The organism is Telluria sp. ZT3P26, assembly GCF_059686035.1.
Genome location: NZ_JCASII010000001.1, coordinates 685,060 through 703,828 on the forward strand (window position 1 = coordinate 685,060; position 18,769 = coordinate 703,828).

Annotated in this window: 20 protein-coding genes; 14 read left to right on the forward strand and 6 right to left on the reverse strand. The window is 60.8% G+C overall.

The window, feature by feature from the left end; genetic code table 11:
• Positions 1-70: 70 nt before the first annotated feature.
• From rpmG to radC, 3 genes are all read right to left on the reverse strand, one after another.
• Complete coding sequence (rpmG, locus tag AC56LN_RS02985) at positions 71-238, reverse strand: 50S ribosomal protein L33 (protein ID WP_005665735.1); 168 nt, start codon at positions 236-238, stop codon at positions 71-73.
• Positions 239-251: 13 nt separating this feature from the next.
• On the reverse strand, positions 252-488 hold the full coding sequence (rpmB, locus tag AC56LN_RS02990; RefSeq protein ID WP_183555830.1) for a 50S ribosomal protein L28: 237 nt from the start codon (positions 486-488) through the stop codon (positions 252-254).
• A 210-nt stretch (positions 489-698) separates the two neighbouring features.
• Positions 699-1,370, reverse strand: a complete 672-nt coding sequence (radC, locus tag AC56LN_RS02995) for a RadC family protein (protein WP_499569876.1) — start codon at positions 1,368-1,370, stop codon at positions 699-701.
• A 1,171-nt stretch (positions 1,371-2,541) separates the two neighbouring features.
• On the opposite strand from radC, the gene ltrA reads away from it, so the two are divergent.
• The 7 genes from ltrA (at position 2,542) to AC56LN_RS03030 (ending at position 9,685) form a co-directional block, all read left to right on the forward strand.
• Entirely contained in the window at positions 2,542-4,242 is a 1,701-nt protein-coding gene (ltrA, locus tag AC56LN_RS03000; protein ID WP_499569877.1) for a group II intron reverse transcriptase/maturase, read from the forward strand.
• A gap of 136 nt (positions 4,243-4,378) precedes the next feature.
• Positions 4,379-4,831, forward strand: coding sequence for an FKBP-type peptidyl-prolyl cis-trans isomerase (locus tag AC56LN_RS03005; protein WP_499569878.1), 453 nt, complete (start codon positions 4,379-4,381; stop codon positions 4,829-4,831).
• Between the two features lie 9 nt (positions 4,832-4,840).
• A complete protein-coding gene (ispH, locus tag AC56LN_RS03010; protein ID WP_499569879.1) occupies positions 4,841-5,800 on the forward strand; it encodes a 4-hydroxy-3-methylbut-2-enyl diphosphate reductase in 960 nt (319 codons plus the stop codon).
• 230 nt (positions 5,801-6,030) lie between these two features.
• Complete coding sequence (locus AC56LN_RS03015) at positions 6,031-6,960, forward strand: branched-chain amino acid ABC transporter permease (protein WP_499569880.1); 930 nt, start codon at positions 6,031-6,033, stop codon at positions 6,958-6,960.
• Between the two features lie 12 nt (positions 6,961-6,972).
• Complete coding sequence (locus AC56LN_RS03020) at positions 6,973-8,184, forward strand: ABC transporter permease subunit (RefSeq protein ID WP_499569882.1); 1,212 nt, start codon at positions 6,973-6,975, stop codon at positions 8,182-8,184.
• A complete protein-coding gene (locus AC56LN_RS03025) occupies positions 8,181-8,951 on the forward strand; it encodes an ABC transporter ATP-binding protein (RefSeq protein ID WP_499569883.1) in 771 nt (256 codons plus the stop codon). Before AC56LN_RS03020 ends, AC56LN_RS03025 begins: the two co-directional genes overlap by 4 nt.
• A complete protein-coding gene (locus tag AC56LN_RS03030) occupies positions 8,951-9,685 on the forward strand; it encodes an ABC transporter ATP-binding protein (protein WP_499569884.1) in 735 nt (244 codons plus the stop codon). Before AC56LN_RS03025 ends, AC56LN_RS03030 begins: the two co-directional genes overlap by 1 nt.
• A gap of 75 nt (positions 9,686-9,760) precedes the next feature.
• On the opposite strand, the gene phaP is transcribed toward AC56LN_RS03030, so the two are convergent.
• Positions 9,761-10,333 carry a TIGR01841 family phasin gene (gene phaP / locus AC56LN_RS03035; RefSeq protein WP_499569885.1) on the reverse strand — a complete coding sequence of 191 codons (573 nt, stop codon included), beginning with the start codon at positions 10,331-10,333 and terminating at the stop codon, positions 9,761-9,763.
• A gap of 329 nt (positions 10,334-10,662) precedes the next feature.
• Here phaP and AC56LN_RS03040 point away from each other — a divergent pair, with 329 nt between their 5' ends.
• The 3 genes from AC56LN_RS03040 to pbpG all read left to right on the forward strand — a co-directional run bounded on the left by AC56LN_RS03040 (position 10,663) and on the right by pbpG (position 13,625).
• Positions 10,663-11,601, forward strand: coding sequence for a DMT family transporter (locus tag AC56LN_RS03040; protein WP_499569886.1), 939 nt, complete (start codon positions 10,663-10,665; stop codon positions 11,599-11,601).
• Complete coding sequence (locus tag AC56LN_RS03045) at positions 11,598-12,293, forward strand: nitroreductase (protein ID WP_499569887.1); 696 nt, start codon at positions 11,598-11,600, stop codon at positions 12,291-12,293. The genes AC56LN_RS03040 and AC56LN_RS03045 overlap by 4 nt, the downstream gene beginning before the upstream one ends.
• 165 nt (positions 12,294-12,458) lie before the next feature.
• Positions 12,459-13,625 carry a D-alanyl-D-alanine endopeptidase gene (gene pbpG, locus AC56LN_RS03050; RefSeq protein WP_499569889.1) on the forward strand — a complete coding sequence of 389 codons (1,167 nt, stop codon included), beginning with the start codon at positions 12,459-12,461 and terminating at the stop codon, positions 13,623-13,625.
• A gap of 48 nt (positions 13,626-13,673) precedes the next feature.
• Here the strand turns inward: pbpG and AC56LN_RS03055 are convergent, their stop codons facing one another.
• Together AC56LN_RS03055 and AC56LN_RS03060 are read right to left on the reverse strand one after the other, a co-directional pair.
• Positions 13,674-14,642, reverse strand: a complete 969-nt coding sequence (locus AC56LN_RS03055; protein ID WP_499569890.1) for an IS1595 family transposase — start codon at positions 14,640-14,642, stop codon at positions 13,674-13,676.
• Between the two features lie 111 nt (positions 14,643-14,753).
• Positions 14,754-15,539 (reverse strand): IclR family transcriptional regulator, encoded by a 786-nt coding sequence (locus AC56LN_RS03060; protein WP_499570772.1) that lies wholly within the window; start codon positions 15,537-15,539, stop codon positions 14,754-14,756.
• A gap of 146 nt (positions 15,540-15,685) precedes the next feature.
• Between AC56LN_RS03060 and AC56LN_RS03065 the strand changes: the two genes are divergently transcribed.
• The 4 genes from AC56LN_RS03065 to cysW all read left to right on the forward strand — a co-directional run bounded on the left by AC56LN_RS03065 (position 15,686) and on the right by cysW (position 18,766).
• A complete protein-coding gene (locus tag AC56LN_RS03065) occupies positions 15,686-16,072 on the forward strand; it encodes a diacylglycerol kinase (protein ID WP_229424792.1) in 387 nt (128 codons plus the stop codon).
• A 67-nt stretch (positions 16,073-16,139) separates the two neighbouring features.
• Positions 16,140-16,778: a peroxiredoxin gene (locus tag AC56LN_RS03070; RefSeq protein WP_499569891.1), complete on the forward strand. Its 639-nt coding sequence runs from the start codon at positions 16,140-16,142 to the stop codon at positions 16,776-16,778.
• 213 nt (positions 16,779-16,991) lie between these two features.
• Positions 16,992-17,864, forward strand: a complete 873-nt coding sequence (gene cysT, locus AC56LN_RS03075; protein WP_499569892.1) for a sulfate ABC transporter permease subunit CysT — start codon at positions 16,992-16,994, stop codon at positions 17,862-17,864.
• Positions 17,861-18,766, forward strand: a complete 906-nt coding sequence (gene cysW, locus AC56LN_RS03080; RefSeq protein WP_499569893.1) for a sulfate ABC transporter permease subunit CysW — start codon at positions 17,861-17,863, stop codon at positions 18,764-18,766. The genes cysT and cysW overlap by 4 nt, the downstream gene beginning before the upstream one ends.
• Positions 18,767-18,769 lie beyond the last annotated feature (3 nt).

Sequence of the window (18,769 nt, forward strand, 5' to 3'; positions counted from 1 at the left end):
GGACGGTGGTCACCCATAAAAAAAGCCGCCAGGCTTGCGCCGGCGGCTTTTTGAAAGACAACAGGATCAATTACTTGATCTTGGTTTCTTTGTAGATCACGTGCTTACGTGCCTTAGGGTCGAATTTGGTAATTTCCATTTTCGCCGGCATCGTGCGCTTGTTCTTGGTGGTGGTGTAGAAGTGACCCGTACCTGCAGTCGATTCCAGCTTGATTTTGTCGCGGCCAGTTTTTGCCATGATAGCTCCCTAATTAAACTTTTTCGCCACGAGCACGCATGTCGACCAGCACGGCATCGATGCCGAGCTTGTCAATCAGGCGCAGGCCGGCGTTCGACAAACGCAGCGAAACCCAGCGGTTTTCGGATTCGACGTAGATACGACGATTCTGCAGGTTAGGCAGGAAACGACGCTTCGTTTTGTTGTTAGCGTGGGAGACGTTGTTACCAACCATCACACCCTTGCCGGTTACTTGGCAAACACGTGCCATAGTGCACTCCTTAAATATGTTCCAGGACTGGAAAAACGAGAGTATAGCGCGAAAAATGAAGCGGAATCAATCACTTGCGAAAAACAATGGTTAATTAAGGATAATAAAAAATTTAACAATCGCGCAAATCGCTCTATGCACACGGGTAAGCCCCTGTTTACGCGCTGTAATTTATGCCAATGACAGAGCGGCGCGCTGGTGGCAAATCCGTCACAACTGCCCATTCTCGGCAAACGAATACACCTGGTTGCCGGCCACCACGAAATGGTCCAGCACCCGGATTTCGACCAGTGACAGCGCCTGCGTCAGCGCGTCCGTGAGCCGCAGATCCGCATCGCTGGGCTCGGCCACGCCGGACGGATGGTTGTGCGCCAGGATCACGGCCGCCGCATTGCGCCGCAGCGCTGCCTTGACGACTTCGCGCGGGTAGACACTGGTATGCGTCAGCGTGCCCCTGAACATGTCATCGCAGTTGATCAGGCGGTTTTTTATATCCAGAAAGATCACGATGAACGATTCATGGGTGCGCAGCGCAAAATGGCTGCGCAGATAATGCCGCACCGCTTCAGGCGAACACAGCGCCTCGCGCCGGAACTGCTCGGCTACCGCGCGCCGTGCCAGCTCCAGCGCCGCCTGGAGCTGCGCATACTTGGCCGGCCCGAGCCCGTGCAGCTGTCCGAACTCGCCGGCATCGGCATGCAGCAGCCGCTGCAGCGAGCCGAAGTGGGCGAGGGTGTCGCCCGCCAGCGTCACGGCGCTTTTCCCCGCCACGCCAACGCGCAGGAAGATTGCCAGCAATTCGGTGTCTGTCAATGCCGCCGGACCGTCGCGCAGCAAGCGCTCGCGGGGGCGGTCCTGCTCAGGCCAGTCACAAATGCCCATCGTGATTCCTCGCCAAAAAAAGAGGCAGCCCGGGCGCAAGGTGCGCGCGTGGCTTACAATAGCGGTTTGCGTGCGACACGTAGTCGCGATCGCCGTTCTACGGCAAGCATTAGAAGTTGTACCTACCTTGCAAGTCACTCGGCAAGTCCTTGATTTAATTAACTAAATCATTCGGACTGACACATAAATGCCGTGGGCTCCCTAATTGCGTCTGCAATTCAGGGTGAAAACTAGAAAACCATACTGCAACAACGCTAGGCACAGACACGTCGAGATCAAGTTTTCACTTGTTATTTCGATATCGATGAGCCCGCGATTTCGCTCATAAAGGAAATAAACGTTGCTTCGTCGCTACAGTTCTAGAAAATTTTCCAGACGAACTTATGCGGCGATCCTCGGATCAGCAGGAGTAGGGAATGGCCATCTGCGGCCAGATCAAACAAGGATGACCAACAAGATCGCACAAGTTCTGCGATGCCTTGTCACACCTCTGGAACATTAGAGGCTGTGACCGGGTGTACGACCACTTGTCACCTAGTCGGACATGCGTCTCTGGTAACGGAGGGGTGTGAAGCTTCGATGACAATGTACCCCTGCGCAAGCAGCGCGCTCCCCATGTGAATGGATGCGTGGAGACTGCCAGCAGAAAGGCGGTTAAGGGGCTAGGTGAGGCTGCATGGGTAACATAAAGTGAACTGACGGTTGAACCCTCGTGACTATTAACAGGCCCAATCTGCTGTTGGCCTGGACCAAAAAGGTGCGTGGTTGGATGCCCCTGTGCAAACTGGGGGCACGTCGTTATCAAACCACCGGGGGAGAGTCAGACCCTAAACAGTCATGTGCGGTGCAATTAGGCCGTGCTGGTATCGCAGGGAACGTGGTAAGCCCGTTTCGCCGCCTGCCTCAGAACATCGGGGCGGGCAAGCAACCCGTAAGGGAAGCCCACGGCGGAGCGGGTATGGGAGGATGGAAAAAGCGAACGCTGGCCTGTAATGGGTCGGATATGGATTCAAACTTTGTCCTACCGTGAAAACGGGCAGACTTCCATCTGGTGCAATAGTCGTTCAGCGACTACATAGACAAGTAGACAAATTCGCCCCGAAGGGATGCAGTTCTTTCCTTCGGGGGAGAGCTACGTCCTCGGCGGGCATCACTACGACGAGGCTCGGCAATGAAAGTAATCGAAAATAGTTTCGATTCTGCGTCCTCGCTTGTTCCTACTGAATGGGCTGCCATTGATTGGCGGCGTGTGCAGAAGAACGTGAGAGTCATGCAGATTCGTCTAACGAAGGCAACACAGGAAGGCGACTGGCGACGGGTGAAATCCCTGCAACGGTGGCTGACCCGCTCGTTCAGCGCGAAAGCGCTGGCAGTCAAACGAGTGACGGAGAATCAAGGCAAGCGTACCGCAGGCGTAGATCAGCAGCTATGGGATACGCCGCTGCAGAAATTTGCAGCGATTGCGCGGTTGGAGAAGCGTCGGTATCGGCCCCTGCCACTAAGGAGGGTCTATATACCCAAGGCCAATGGAAAGGAACGTCCCTTGGGCATCCCGACCATGAAAGATCGAGCCATGCAGGCGTTACACCTGCTGGCGCTCGACCCGGTTCTTGAAACTGTGAGCGACCCGAACTCGTATGGGTTTAGGAAGAGCCGCTCCACAGCTGACGCGATGTCACAAATCTTTCTCCAGACGTGTCGGAAGGTTTCGGCGCAATGGGTGTTTGATGCTGACATCGAAGGCTTCTTCGACAACATTAATCACGACTGGCTGATCGACAACGTTCGCATGGACAAGACGATCCTTCGGAAGTGGTTGAAGTCTGGAGTAGTTGACCGGGCGCAGTTGAGGGCAACCACAGCAGGAACGCCGCAGGGCGGCATCATCAGCCCTGCATTGGCAAATTGGACGCTAAATGGATTGGAGACGAAACTGATCGAGTACCTCGGTGCGCAAGTCGGTAAGTCAAAAGTCGAAAAGCTAAAAGTTGGTGTCATACGATACGCGGACGATTTCGTAGTGTCCGGCGCCTCGCAAGAGCTGCTGGACGTTGAGATTCGGCCTTGGGTAGAAAGCTTCCTCGCAGTACGAGGATTGCGACTGTCTCAGGCAAAGACCAAAATTGTGCACATCGACCAAGGTTTTGACTTCCTTGGGTGGAATTTCCGGAAGTATGAGGGGAAACTGCTCATCAAGCCGAGTAAAAAGAACGTGGAAGCGTTTTATGAAAAGTTGAGGAAGGTCATCGGCGAACATTTGATGGTAAGGCAGCAGGATCTGATCCAACTGCTGAACCCGATGCTACGGGGCTGGGCGCAATACCACAGCCCCGTCGTGGCCAAGGAAGCGTTCTCGCGCATGGAGTCGTTGTTGTTATGGCGGCTAATGCGGTGGGCCAAGCGAAGGCATCCCAACAAGAACGCCGGGTGGATTCGCCAGAAATATTGGCGGTCAGTCGGCGGACGAAATTGGGTGTTTGCTGCGGACGTTGTTGCGAAGGATGGTAGCAAACAGGTGATGGAACTGTACTCGCTCGCGGGTACTCCCATCGAACGCCACAAAAAGATCAAAGGGGAGTTCCATCCCTTCGATCCGCAATGGGAAGAGTACGGCGAAGACCTCCGACGGAAGCGAATGTTGAAGAACATTAGTTACCGGAAGGAGCTGGCGACGTTGTACATGAACCAACGCGGCATGTGTGCGTTGTGCGGATATGAGATGAACATGGAAACCGGCTGGCATGACCACCACATTGAGTACCGGGTGGCGGGCGGCTCCGAGGCCCTTAGAAATCGCGTATTATTGCACCCCAACTGCCATGCCCGCGTGCATAGCCGAAATTTGCAAGTTGTTAAACCGGTTCCTGCATAGGAACTTTTATTAAGCTTGAGCCGTGTGCGGTGAAAGTCGCAAGCACGGTTCTTAGGGGGGAGGGGTTCTGGCAACAGGCCCTTCCTACCCTCCCCTACCGGGGCTGCCCGCACTCATACGAAACGTCGCAAAGAACATGGCCAACGCTGCTCCTGTCGTCAATGAATCCTCATACCTGACCCTGCATTACCGTCTGGCTGTTGCCGGTGGTTCTGATGTGATCACCACCTTCAACGGCACGCCGGCAACGCTGATGCTGGGTCAGGGCCAACTGGCACCGTTCCTCGAAGAACGCCTGCTCGGCCTGCCCGAAGGCACGCACCAGACCTTCGAGCTCAGTGCGCAGGAAGCGTTCGGTGAACGTAACCCGGAACTGATCCAGTCGGTGTCCAAAGCGACGCTGGAAGACAATTCGGTGCCGGGTGCCGATTACCTGGTCGGCGAAGTGGTCGAATTCAATGCGCCGAAGGGCGGCCGGTTTGCCGGTGTGCTGCTTGAAATGCGCGAGGACTCGGCCCTGTTCGACTTCAACCATCCGATGGCTGGCCGGGCGCTCCAGTTCGAAGTGAAACTGATCTCGGTGCTGTAAAGGAAGACTATGGAAAATGAGATTCTGCTTGCCCAGCCGCGCGGCTTTTGCGCCGGCGTGGACCGCGCCATCGAAATCGTCGAGCGCGCCCTGACCCAATTCGGCGCCCCGATCTATGTGCGCCATGAAATCGTCCACAACGCGTACGTTGTGGCCGACCTGCGCACCAAGGGCGCGATCTTCATCGAACAGCTTGAAGACGTCCCGCCCGGTAACACGCTGGTGTTTTCGGCCCACGGTGTGTCGAAAGCGGTCCGGGCCGACGCCGAAGCGCGCGGCCTGACGATCTTCGACGCTACTTGTCCGCTGGTGACCAAGGTGCACGTCGAAGTGGCCAAGATGCGCAAGCTCGGCGCCGAGATCATCATGATCGGTCACGATGGCCACCCGGAAGTCGAAGGCACGATGGGGCAGGCCGAAGAAGGCATGCACCTGGTCGAGACGGTCGCCGATGTCGAGAACCTGCAGGTCCGCAATCCGGACCTGCTCGCCTACGTGTCGCAGACCACGCTGTCGGTCGACGACACGGCCGACATCATCGAGGCGCTCAAGGTGCGCTTCCCGAACATCATCGAGCCGAAGAAGGGCGATATCTGCTACGCCACCACCAACCGCCAGGAAGCCGTCAAGTTCCTGGCGCCGCAGGTGGAAGTGGTGATCGTCGTCGGCAGCCCGAACAGCTCCAACTCGAACCGCCTGCGCGAAGTGGCTGACAAGATGGGGACGCCTGCCTACATGATCGATAACGCGGCCGCCATCGATCCGGCCTGGATCGATGGCAAGAAACGCATCGGCGTCACCGCCGGCGCGTCGGCGCCCGAGGTGCTGGTGCAAGCCGTGATCGATCGCCTCAAGCAACTGGGCGCGGCCAGTGTGCGCGCCCTCGAAGGCGTCGAAGAGAACGTGACGTTCCCGCTGCCGAAAGGGCTGGACGGCGTTCGGCAAGTGGCCTTCAAGGCCGAAGGCTGAACATTATTTTTCGTTCCGGCAGAAAGCAAAAATTTGCTACTGCCGCCATTTACCGTTGTTAGTTTTCCGGCAGCCAAGCTATGATGGCGGCGCTCGGAATTGTCGTGGCGATGCGCTGAGCGGCGCGTTGTTCGGCCGCACACTACGGTAAAGCAGCGGCTTCAGACCATGAGCGGCACCTCGGGATATCCCGGCGTGCCGTTTTTTGTTATTGCACAACAGGCGGAACGATGGAAACCTTTATCCAACAACTACTGAACGGGCTCGTGCTCGGCAGTATGTATGCGCTGGTCGCGCTCGGCTACACGATGGTGTATGGCGTTCTCAACCTGATCAATTTCGCCCACGGCGACGTGCTGATGGTCGGCGCGATGATTGGCCTGACCATCCTGCAATTGCTTGAAGCCTATGTGCCTGGCCTGCCTGGCTATGTGCAACTGGCGCTGGCGATCCTCGGCGCCATTCCCGTCACCATGTTGGTCAATATCCTGATCGAACGCATCGCCTATCGCCGCCTGCGCAATGCGCCGCGCCTGGCGCCGCTGATCACGGCGATCGGCATCTCGATCCTGCTGCAGACGTTCGCGATGATGATCTGGGGCCGCAGCCCGCTGCCGTTCCCGCAACTGCTGTCGTCCGAACCGATCATGATCGGCGGCGCCATGATTTCGCAAACCCAGGTGCTGCTGCTGGTACTGGCTGCGCTGGCAATGGGTGGCCTCGTGCTGCTGGTCGAGCGCACCAAAATGGGCCGCGCGATGCGCGCCGTGGCCGAGAACCCCCGCGTGGCTGGCCTGATGGGCGTCGATTCGAACCGCGTGATTGTCGCGACCTTCGCCATCGGGGCGGCGCTGGCCGCCGTCGCCGGCGTGATGTGGGGCGCTAACTATGCGTCGATCACGTTCACGATGGGCGTGCTGCCGGGCCTGAAGGCGTTCTGTGCCGCGGTGCTGGGCGGCATCGGCAATATTTATGGCGCCATGCTCGGTGGCCTCCTGCTCGGCATCATCGAAGCGCTGGGCGCCGGCTATATCGGCGACCTGACCGGCGGCTTCCTCGGCAGCCACTACCAGGACATCTTCGCCTTCGTGGTGCTGATCCTCGTGTTGACCCTGCGCCCGTCCGGCATCATGGGCGAACGCGTGGCCGACCGCGCTTAACCGGAGCACACCATGGCACTCCTGACGTTCGACACCCAGCACAAGCCGCGCCAGGCCTACACCAGCATGGCGCTCCTGCTGGTGCTGCTGCTGATCTTCCCGTTCTTTGCCGCGCAATTCGGCAACTCGTGGGTACGCATCATCGATATCGCGCTGCTGTACATCATGCTCGCGCTGGGCCTGAACATCGTGGTGGGCTTTGCCGGCCTGCTCGACCTGGGCTATATCGCGTTCTTTGCCGTCGGCGCCTACCTGGTCGGCCTGTTTTCGTCGCCGCAGTTCGCCGCGCTGCTGGAATCGGTGATCTATTATTCGCCCGCCATTGGCGAAGCGCTGGTCGCGTTCTTCGGCCCCGAGATCCAGCAGAACGGCATCCACCTGTCGCTGTGGGCAATCGTGCCGCTGGCGGCCTTGTGCGCTGCGCTGTGCGGCGCGCTGCTGGGTGCCCCGACGCTGAAACTGCGCGGCGACTACCTCGCCATCGTGACGCTGGGCTTCGGCGAGATCATCCGTATCTTCATGAACAACCTGAACGACCCGATCAATTTCACCAACGGGCCGCAGGGGATCAACATGATCGACCCGATCCGCATCTTCGGGGTGTCGCTGGCGGGTGAGGCGGGGTCCAACGCCACGGTGCACATCGGCAGCTACGCGATGCCGTCGGTGAACGCGTATTACTTCCTGTTCCTGGCGCTGGTGATCGCGTCGATCTTCATCACCGGTCGCCTGCAGCACTCGCGCCTGGGCCGCGCCTGGGTCGCGATCCGCGAAGACGAAATCGCGGCCAAGGCGATGGGCATCAATACCCGCAACGTGAAGCTGCTGGCATTTGCGATGGGCGCGTCGTTCGGCGGCGTGGCCGGTGCGATGTTTGGCGCGTTCCAGGGCTTTGTATCGCCGGAATCGTTCTCGCTGACCGAGTCGATCGCCGTGCTGGCCATGGTCGTGCTCGGCGGTATCGGCCACATCCCGGGCGTGGTGCTGGGCGGCGTGCTGCTGGCGGCCCTCCCGGAAGTGCTGCGCCACGTGGTCGACCCGGCCCAGCAGGCGCTGTTCGGCAAGGTGATCATCGAGGCCGAAGTGCTGCGCCAGTTGCTGTACGGCCTGGCGCTGGTGCTGATCATGCTGGTGCGCCCGGCTGGCCTGTGGCCGTCGCCCAACAAGGAAGAGCGCCCGAACGCTGCGCTGGCGCGTGACGATGAAGAAGCGAGCACGACATGAACGACCAGGTCATTCTGAATATTGCCGGCGTCAACAAGCGCTTCGGCGGCCTGCAGGCGCTGACCGATGTCGGCATCCGCATCATGCAGGGCCAGATCTATGGCCTGATCGGCCCGAACGGCGCCGGCAAGACCACGTTCTTCAATGTGATCACGGGTCTGTACCAGCCCGACAGCGGCACGTTCGAGCTGGCCGGCAAGGCGTACTCGCCGTCGGCCCCGCACGACGTGGCCAGGGCCGGCATTGCGCGCACGTTCCAGAACATCCGCCTGTTCGGCGAGATGACCGCGCTGGAAAACGTCATGGTCGGGCGCCATGTGCGCACCAGACAGGGCGTGCTCGGCGCGATCCTGCGCCACAGGGCGGCGCGTGAAGAAGAGCGGGCGATCCGCGTCCGCGCCCAGGAGCTGCTCGATTTCGTGGGCATCGGCCAGTTTGCCAACCGCACGGCAAAGTTCCTGTCGTACGGTGACCAGCGGCGCCTGGAAATCGCGCGCGCGCTGGCGACCGATCCGCAACTGCTGGCGCTGGATGAGCCGGCGGCCGGCATGAACGCCACCGAAAAACTGGGTCTGCGTGAACTGCTCGTCAAGATCAAGGCGCAGGGCAAGACCGTGCTGTTGATCGAGCACGACGTCAAACTGATGATGGGCCTGTGCGACCGCATTACGGTGCTCGAATACGGCAAGCAGATCGCCGAAGGTGTGCCGGCCGAGATCCAGAAAAACCAGGCCGTGATCGATGCCTATCTGGGAGGTGCGCACTGATGGACGCAATGAAGAATGAAACGATCCTGCAGATCGCAGGCCTGAAAGTCGCGTACGGCGGCATCAAGGCGGTCAAGGGGATCGACCTGCAAGTGGCGCGGGGCGAACTGGTCACGCTGATTGGCGCCAATGGCGCCGGCAAGACGACGACGTTGAAGGCCATCACGGGCACGCTGCCCCCATGCAAGGTCGAAGGCGACATCAGCTACCTGGGTCAGCCGCTACGTGGCACGCAGTCGTTCCGCATGGTCCAGCAAAAGCTGGCGATGGTGCCGGAAGGGCGGGGGGTGTTCACCCGCATGTCGATTCACGAAAACCTGTTGATGGGCGCCTACACGCGCAATGACCAGGCCGGGATCGATGCCGATATCGAGAAATGGTACAGCGTGTTCCCGCGCCTGAAAGAGCGCGCGGGCCAGCTGGCCGGGACGCTCTCGGGCGGCGAACAGCAGATGCTGGCGATGGCGCGCGCGCTGATGTGCCATCCCACGCTGCTGTTGCTCGACGAGCCGTCGATGGGCCTGTCGCCGATCATGGTCGAGAAGATTTTCGAGGTGATCCGGGATGTGTCGCAGCAGGGCATCACGATCCTGCTGGTCGAGCAGAACGCCAAGCTGGCGCTGCAGGCCGCGCACCGCGGCTATGTGATGGAGTCGGGCGAGATCATCATGACGGGCAATGCGCGCGACATGCTGACCGATCCCCGCGTGCAGGCGGCCTACCTGGGCGAATAACCCATGCGGACGTAAAAATGGCCGGGACGCTTGCGCGACCCGGCCATTTTTTTACCGATCAGCGATGCTGCAGTCTTACGCAGCAGCAGCCGTTGCGGAGTTCGTGGCTTTGGCAGCGTTAGCCGAGAATTGCGACACGGCAGCGTTCACATTGGTTTCGATGGCTTCGACAGCCTGCTTCGAGGTCTTGCTGAACTGCTCGTAACCGGCATTGGCGTTGCTGATGGCGGTCTTGACGGCGGCGACGAAGTTTTCCGAACCGGCCGGTGCATTCTTGCTCACTTCATCGACCAGCGAAATCACCTTGCGGTTGGCTTCGACGATCTGGCTTTCGGCCGCTTTCGAGAATTCGGCGCCGGTGCCGCTGGCGATCGATGCCAGCTGGCGGCTGTAGGCCATGGCTTTTTCGGTGCTTGGCTGGGCCTGGGTAGCGGCCAGCGAGAAGAACTCTTGTGGATCCTTGGCGCTCAGCATCTTGCTGGCCAGGGCCGACGATTCTTCGAGGCTGGCGCGTGCCGTGCTGATGTTCAGGGCAACCAGCTTTTCCATGCTCTCGAACGTCTTCGACGTCAGCGACGAAAACAGGGCGAACTGCGACTCCAGGCTGGTCTTGGTGGCGGTCGAAAACTGCTCAGGGATTGCAAACATGTGTCTCTCCAAAATGTTACGTTTCGTGAATGGACTGTTGCTCGGGTATGGGGCAGGTTCTTTGGCAAACGCGACGAAGCTCTTCTTTTGTGCACCGCAACAGGGCAGATTTTGTGCCAGTTCGTTTGAGGCGTCAAGCGATTTTGATGCGATGCACAATCCCGTGGTACGGAAGTGACAAGAATGCATTTGTCATGAGAAAGCTCAATTGATCTACCGCAAACGAACATTCTTTTTTCGCCTTTTTTTGTCGCATTGGGGCCGTGTGCTAGACTCGATCCTTGTCTTTACCTTAACTACCGTGGTTTTTTCGGGATCCCCGTTCATCCATGTCACAGCCCGCCGCTTCTCCGCCGGTTTCTGTTGCTACTCCGGCTGCCGTCCCGGCAGCCCCATGGCTGTCGCCCGTCCCGCTGTTCTTCGTCCTGTTGTGGAGCACCGGCTTCATCGTCGCCAAGTTCGGCCTGCCTTACGCGCCGCCGCTGACCTTTCTCATCGTGCGTTGCCTGGGCGTGCTGGCAGTGCTGCTGCCGATCGTACTCATCTGGCGCGCGCCCTGGCCGCGGGGCCGGATCGGGCATGTGGCGCTGGCCGGGCTGCTGTTGCAGGCCGGGTACCTGGGCGGCGTCTGGGCTGCCATCGACCTGGGCATGCCGGCGGGGCTGACGGCGCTGATCGTCGGCATGCAGCCCATCCTCACGGCGGCCGCCGCGCCGCTGATCGGCGAACGCGTGCGGCGCCTGCAATGGCTTGGTTTGCTGCTGGGCCTGTCCGGCGTGGCACTGGTCGTGTATGCCAAGCTCGGCCTGGCCGGCATGTCGCCCGCCGCGCTGGCCCTGTGCCTGTTCGCGCTGCTCAGCATCACGGCCGGCACGCTGTACCAGCGCCGCTTCTGTCCGCAGTTCGATCTGCGCACCGGCACCGTGATCCAGTTCGGCGCCACGGTACTGGCGCTGGTGCCACTGGCGATCTGGCTCGAAGGCCTTGATCCGGCATTCAGCCGCATCACCTGGAGCGGCGACTTCATCCTGGCCCTGGTCTGGTCGGTGCTGGCGCTGTCGATCGGCGCCATCTTCCTGTTGTTTACCCTGATCCGGCGCAGCCAGGCCACGGAAGTGACCAGCCTGATGTACCTGACCCCGCCCACCACCGCCATCATGGCCTGGCTGCTGTTCGGTGAATCGTTCAGCTTGCTTGGGCTGGCCGGGATGATCGTCGCCGTCAGCGGCGTCGCCTTTGTCGTCAAGAAACCAAGGAACCTCCGATGATCAGCAGTCCCGCCCAGCAAGCAGTCGATGCCGCCATCACGTCGCGCCGCTCGATCCGCGCCTTTCTCGACAAGCCGGTGGAGCGCGACGAGATCGCGCGCATTCTCGACGTTGCGGCGCGGGCGCCGTCCGGCACCAACACGCAGCCGTGGAAGGTGTACGTGCTCACTGGCGCGGCGCGCGCGCGGCTCTCTGGCGCCATCCTGGCCGTCAATGCCGATCCCGGGCAGGCAAGCGCACATACCGAGGAATACGCCTACTACCCGCGCGAATGGACGTCGCCCTATATCGACCGGCGCCGCAAGGTTGGCTGGGATCTGTACAGCCTGCTGGGCCTGGGGCGCGACAACAAGGCCGGCATGGCGGCCCAGCATGCGCGCAACTATGCGTTCTTCGACGCGCCCGTGGGCCTGATCTTCACGATCGATCGCATCATGGCGCAGGGATCGTGGCTCGACTACGGCATGTTTTTACAGAACATCATGGTGGCGGCGCGCGCACGGGGTCTCGACACCTGTCCACAAGCGGCATTCACGCAGTATCATCGGATCATCCGTGCCGAACTTGACCTGCCGGCCAATGAGATGGTCGTCTGCGGCATGGCACTGGGCTGGGCCGATCCCGAGCGGATCGAAAACACACTGGTGACCGAGCGCGAGCCCGCCCACGGCTTCGCCCGCTTCATGGACTAGCGTAAATACCGTCAATATCCTGTTGATATCAAAAGAAAAATTGTTTTCATGTTCGTGTTGTTTTAATCGGTTATTGCCGCGCGGAATGTGAATTTTGCTTGCGAACGAACGTCGTTCCGCTACACTTCACTACGTATCTCATCTGTTCGGGTCAGGGGCTTCATCATGTTCAAACTTGCTGTGGCTACTGTAGTTGCCGCTTTATTTGCCTTCTCCCCGGTGCAAGCCGCCGGTGCCGGCGCTGGCGCAGGTGCCGGCGCGACCGAGCAGGCGAAAAAATCCACCGCCGCCAAGAAAAAAGCCACACGCAAGGTCGTGCGCAAAACCACGGCCAAACGCAGCAAACGGGCCAAGCGCCAGGAACTGGCAGCAGCGGGCGAGCGTCCTCGCATGATCCGCCGCGTCAAGACGGTGCGCGGCAAGCGCGTCGTCACGTATCAGCCGGTGCGCACTGCCGCTGCTGCCGTCGCGGTCGGTGTTGCTGCCAAGACCGTCGGCGACATGGCTGGGCTCGACAACACGGTCGATCCGCTGGCGTTGCGCTCGAACGTGGCGTATGTGGTTGACCAGAACAGCGCCGAAGTGCTGTTCGAGAAAAACGCCAACGTCGCACTGCCGATCGCGTCGCTGACCAAGCTGATGACGGGCATGGTCGTGATGGACGCCAGGCAAGACCTGGACGAAGTCCTGCGCGTGACCGACGACGACGTCGATCGCCACAAGTTCAGCAGCTCACGCCTGCCGGTCGGCGCCAGCATGACGCGCCGCGAACTGCTCCATATTGCCCTCATGAGTTCCGAGAACCGCGCCGCGTCGGCGCTGGGCCGTAACTATCCCGGTGGCATCAACGCCTTCGTCGGTGCCATGAATGCCAAGGCACGGCAGCTGGGCATGCGCGATACCTATTACGTCGACTCCAGCGGCCTGTCGAGCCGCAATGTTTCGAGCGGGCGCGACCTGGCCAAGCTCGTCATGGCGGCGCATGGCGACCCGGTGCTGCGCGAATTCTCGACCACGCCCAATTCCACCGTGCAAGCCAGCGGCCGTACGATGCACTATCGCAATACCAACTACCTGGTCTCGCTGCCTGACTGGAATATCGGTCTGCAAAAGACCGGCTTCATCAACGAAGCAGGGCGCTGCCTGGTGATGCAGGCCATGATCCATGGCCGCAATGTGGTGATGGTGTTCCTGGATTCGAAGGGCAAGATGTCGCGCACGGCCGACGCCGGCCGCATCCGCCGCCTGATCGAGTCGCTGCCGGACCGGATGGATGTCGACGCCATCCGGCCATCGACCATCACTGCCAGCGCGCCGGGCCTGGCGCGCTGAGAAACAGGGCAGGCCTCGCGCCTGCCCTTGTTGTTGGCTCAGTCAGCGTTATCTGTTGATGACGCTGATGGCAATGCGAAGCAAATGTTCCGGCGAAATAACCCGCTCTCCATCCAAGGCCCAGCGCCAGCCCAGGTAATTGGTCAGGTAGCGCGAAGCCACGCCACGAAAGCCCTGCAGCCAGGCCTTGAAGCGCTGGTGGTAAGCGTTCACGTTCTGCACGTGGATGGCAAGGCTGCCCAGACGCCTTGCACGCACACCGGCGCGCACATTGACAGCCTCGTGCGCGATCCTGTGCTTGCGTGCAAAGGCGCGGTAAGCGGGATGACCGTCACTGACCAGCAAGGCCTGCCTGTCGAGCCTGGGCAGCAAGTCACGCTCGAGTCGCGCAGCCGTGAGGGCACCCCGGCCAGTGACGGCATCGACCGTGCGCCCCTCGCGATCGCGCGCAACCAGGATGCAATCGAGTTCACTGGAAATGCCCCGTCTGGCAGCATGGCCGCCGCGGCGGCGCGGTGGCCGATCGAGCGTGCGCGAACCTTTTTGTGATTCGAGCAGAAATGTTTCGTCAGCCTCGACGATGCCATTCAGGGCCGCAGGCCGGTCAAGCTTGACCCAATGCAGGAAGCGGTGACGCCAGCGAAAGGCCGTATTGCGGTGTACCCCGAGCCGATCTGCTGCCTTGCGTACGGGGAGAGAATCGAGCAGCACTTGCGAATACGCGAGCCATTTGGCCTTGTGCCTGAGCCGCGCCAGCGGCGTGCCGGTGAGGTCGTTGAAGGTGCGGCCGCAGGCACAGCAGCGGTAGCGCTGTAAATCGTTGGCGAACCCGTGCCGGTAGCAGTGCTCGTTGCCGCATCGCGGGCAGCAGCGGCCTGGCGCTCTGACCTCAGTGATGAGCGCAACCACCTGATCGAGCCCGGCGGCAGGATGCAGGGCATCAAGCACTTGCCGCCGCTGCGGCTGGTTCAGCGAAGGCAGTTTTGCGAACCAGCCTTTGAAACGTGGCGCTTTCATGATCGACTCCTGACGCTGCGGACAGGGGTTGGACCATTGGACTACTCGTCAGTTCAAAGCTAGTCTCTATTTAACGTTGACTGCGCCTTGTTGCATCTGCCATGGTTATATTCATACCGTCGGCATCGGCCGATACCCGAGCGTCGACGAAATCCGCGCCGCGGTCTGCACCAGATCCTCGAGCCAGTCTTCCTGCAGGCGGTCGGCCGGCGCCGAAATCGACAATCCTGCCACCAGCTTGCCGCTGTCATCGTGGATGCCGGCGGCCATGCAGCGCACACCCAGTTCCAGCTCTTCGTTGTCGCGCGCATAGCCGCGCGAGCGCACCAGGCTCAGCTCGCGTTCCAGCCGCGCCAGCTCGGTGATCGAGTTGCGCGTGTGACCGGCCAGCCCCGTTCGGGTGGCGTAGGCGCGCGTGGCTTTCACGTCGTCCACGGACAGGAACAGCTTGCCGGTCGAGGTCAGGTGCAGCGGACCGCGCCCGCCAATGGCGCGCACGACCTGCATGCCGGAGCGCTCCGAGAAGGCCCGGTCGATGTACACGATCTCGTCGCCCTGGCGCACCGACAGATTCACCGTCTGCTGCGTCTTGCGATGCAGGGCGCGCATGGCGTCGAGCGCCGCTTCGCGCACCGAGAGCCGGCTCTTGACCACATTGCCCAGTTCCAGCAGGCGCATGCCCAGCCGATACGTGCCCGGTTCGACACGGTCGACAAAGCGCGTGACCACCATATCGTTGAGGATCCGGTGCGCCGTGGAGGGATGCAGGCCCGACACGCGCGCCAGCTCCTTGAGGCTGACCGGGTCGGAATAGCTGGCCAGGGCGTCCAGAAGCAGGGTCATGCGTTCGATCACCTGGATCGAGGTCTTGGCGGGTTGGGGCGTTTCCATTTTCATATGATGGTTGGTGCGGTGCAGTAGGCCCATTCTTTATACCATGATGTGAAACGCTCACGCAAACCCGGCCTTGCTTTGTGGGCGAGGTTGCCACATGCTGATCGGGAGGCTGCATAATGACGTTCCTGCATCTTCACTGGACAACGATGGACAACCCGATCAGCGAATTCAAGACCTTGCGCGGCCTCGAGCGTATTGGCGCGGCGTGCCGCAACACCTGGGACGGCCTGCGCTGGGCCTGGCGCAGCGAAGCGGCGTTCCGGCAAGAGGTGGTGCTGATCGTCGTGGCCAGCGTGATCGCACTGCTGTTGCCGGTCTCGGGCTTCCAGCGTCTGGCCATGATCGGCGTGCTGATCGTGGTGCTGATCGTCGAGCTGATCAATTCGGCGATCGAGGCGGTCGTCGACCGTATTTCGCTCGAGCGCCATCCATTGTCGAAAGCGGCCAAGGATATCGGCAGCGCCGCCGTCGCACTGACGCTGCTGCTGGCGTTCGCCACCTGGGCCGTCGTCCTCTACAATCGCTTCATGTAGACCATGCAACGTGCCATCCTTGCTGGATGGCGACCCGAACAAGTTTGATCAATCACAGGAGATGACCATGACCTTACGCCTTGGCGATACCGCCCCCGATTTCGAACAAGATTCCAGCATTGGCAAGATCCGTTTCCACGAATGGGCAGGCGATTCGTGGGTCGTGCTGTTTTCGCACCCGGCCGACTTCACGCCGGTCTGCACCACCGAACTGGGCCTGACTGCCAAGCTCAAGCCTGAATTCGACAAGCGCAATGTCAAGGCGATCGCACTGTCGGTCGACGCGGCCGAACAGCACCGCGACTGGATCCGTGACATCGAGGAAACCCAGCAAACCGTGGTGGGCTTCCCGATCATCGCCGATGCCGACCGCTCGGTCTCGACGCTGTACGACATGATCCACCCGGAACAGTCGGCCACTGCCACCGTTCGTTCGCTGTTCATCATTGATCCGAAAAAGAAAGTGCGCCTGACCATCACCTACCCGATGAGCACCGGTCGCAACTTCGACGAAGTGCTGCGCGTGATCGACGCACTGCAACTGACCGATGGCTACACCGTTGCCACGCCGGGTAACTGGAAAGATGGCGACGACGTCATCATTCCGCTGACCGTCACCGATCCTGACGTGATCAAGCAAAAGTACCCGAAAGGCTTCGAATCGCCACGTCCTTACCTGCGCATGACGCCGCAGCCGAACAAGTAAGCCAGTTCGTACGGCACCACAAAGGTGGCCCGGGCACATGCCTGGGCCACCTTTTTTTTATCCGGCCATCGAAGATTTCCGCATATCGCCATGCAAGCGCTGCACGCCTACATAGCGTTTCGTGTCTATACAAATAAGGATTGCTTCGTTTGCGTTATGTAGATCACGTGAGAATATTAGCGTCCAATAGAAGAATTTGTAATAAGGACTCGCATGACATCGCTTGCTATGCCAGGCAGCACAGCAGCGTCCAAGTCGTCGAAAGCACCGGGCCGGGTCATTCCCGGCTTTGGCATTTCGCTCGGCTTCACGCTGTTTTACCTGGCGCTGATCGTTCTCATCCCGCTGTCGGCGGTGTTCCTCAATACCTTCAGCATGACTTGGGCCGAGTTCTGGGCCACCGTCACGTCCGAGCGCGTCATGGCGTCATATCGCCTCAGCTTTGGCGCGTCGCTGATCGCAGCCGCCCTGAACGTCGTGTTCGGCGGCATCGTCGCCTGGGTGCTGGTACGGTATAAATTCCCCGGCAAGCGCTTCATCGATGCGCTGGTCGATCTGCCATTTGCGCTGCCCACTGCCGTGGCCGGCATCACACTGACCGCCCTGTACGCGCAGAATGGCTGGATCGGCCAATACCTCGCCGCATGGGGCATCAAGGTGGCGTTCACGCCGCTGGGCGTCGTTGTCGCGCTGACCTTCATCGGGCTGCCGTTTGTCGTGCGCACGGTGCAGCCGGTGCTGGAAGAAGCCGAACGCGAACTCGAAGAAGCCGCCGCCAGCCTGGGCGCGCCGCCGCTGCAGACGTTCACCCGCGTGGTGCTGCCGACCATCGTACCGGCGCTGCTGACCGGCTTCGCGCTGGCCTTCGCGCGCGCCACCGGTGAATACGGCTCCGTGATCTTCATCGCCGGCAACCTGCCGATGGTGTCCGAGATCACGCCGCTGCTCATCATCTCCAAACTCGAACAATACGACTACGCCGGCGCCACCGCGATTGCCGTCGTGATGCTGGTGTTCTCGTTCATCCTGCTGCTGACGATCAATCTGCTGCAGGCCTGGACACGCAAACGGGCAGGCAAATCATGAGCGCCGTTCTCGACAAAGTCACGCCGCCACGCCCACCGGCGCCCCGCGGCAAACGCCTCGACACGAGCGTGCTCGAGCCGCGCTGGGTCAGCGTTGTGCTGATCGCCATCGCGCTGGTGTTCCTGACGCTGTTCCTGTTCATCCCGCTCGCGGCGGTGTTTACCGAGGCGCTCAAGAAGGGCTGGGAAGTGTATGTCGAATCGGTCATCGATCCGGACGCGGTCTCGGCCATCAAGCTCACGCTGATTGCCGCCGTGATCTCGGTGCCGCTGAACCTCGTGTTCGGTGTATCGGCCGCCTGGGCCATCACCAAGTTCGAATTCCGCGGCAAGAGCATCCTGCTGACGCTGATCGACCTGCCGTTCTCGATCTCGCCCGTGATCGCGGGCCTGATGTACGTGTTGCTGTTCGGCGCGTCGGGCTGGTTCGGCCCGTGGCTGGCCGAGCACGACATCAAGATCCTGTTCGCCGTGCCCGGCATCGTGCTGGCCACCGTGTTCATCACGTTCCCGTTCGTGGCGCGCGAGCTGATTCCGCTGATGCAGCAGCAGGGCACCGAAGAAGAAGAAGCAGCGCTGGTGCTGGGCGCATCGGGCTGGTCGACGTTCTGGCGCGTGACGATGCCGAACATCAAATGGGGCCTGCTGTATGGCGTGATCCTGTGTAATGCCCGCGCGATGGGCGAGTTCGGCGCGGTCTCGGTGGTCTCGGGCCACATCCGCGGCGAAACCAACACGATGCCGCTGCACGTCGAGATCCTCTACAACGAATACAACTTCACGGCCGCTTTTGCTGTGGCGTCGCTGCTGGCGCTGCTCGCGCTGGTGACGCTGGCCATCAAGTCCTTTATCGAATGGCGTCTGCACCAGGCCAAGTCGGCCTCGCTGGACGCCCCTCACTGAATA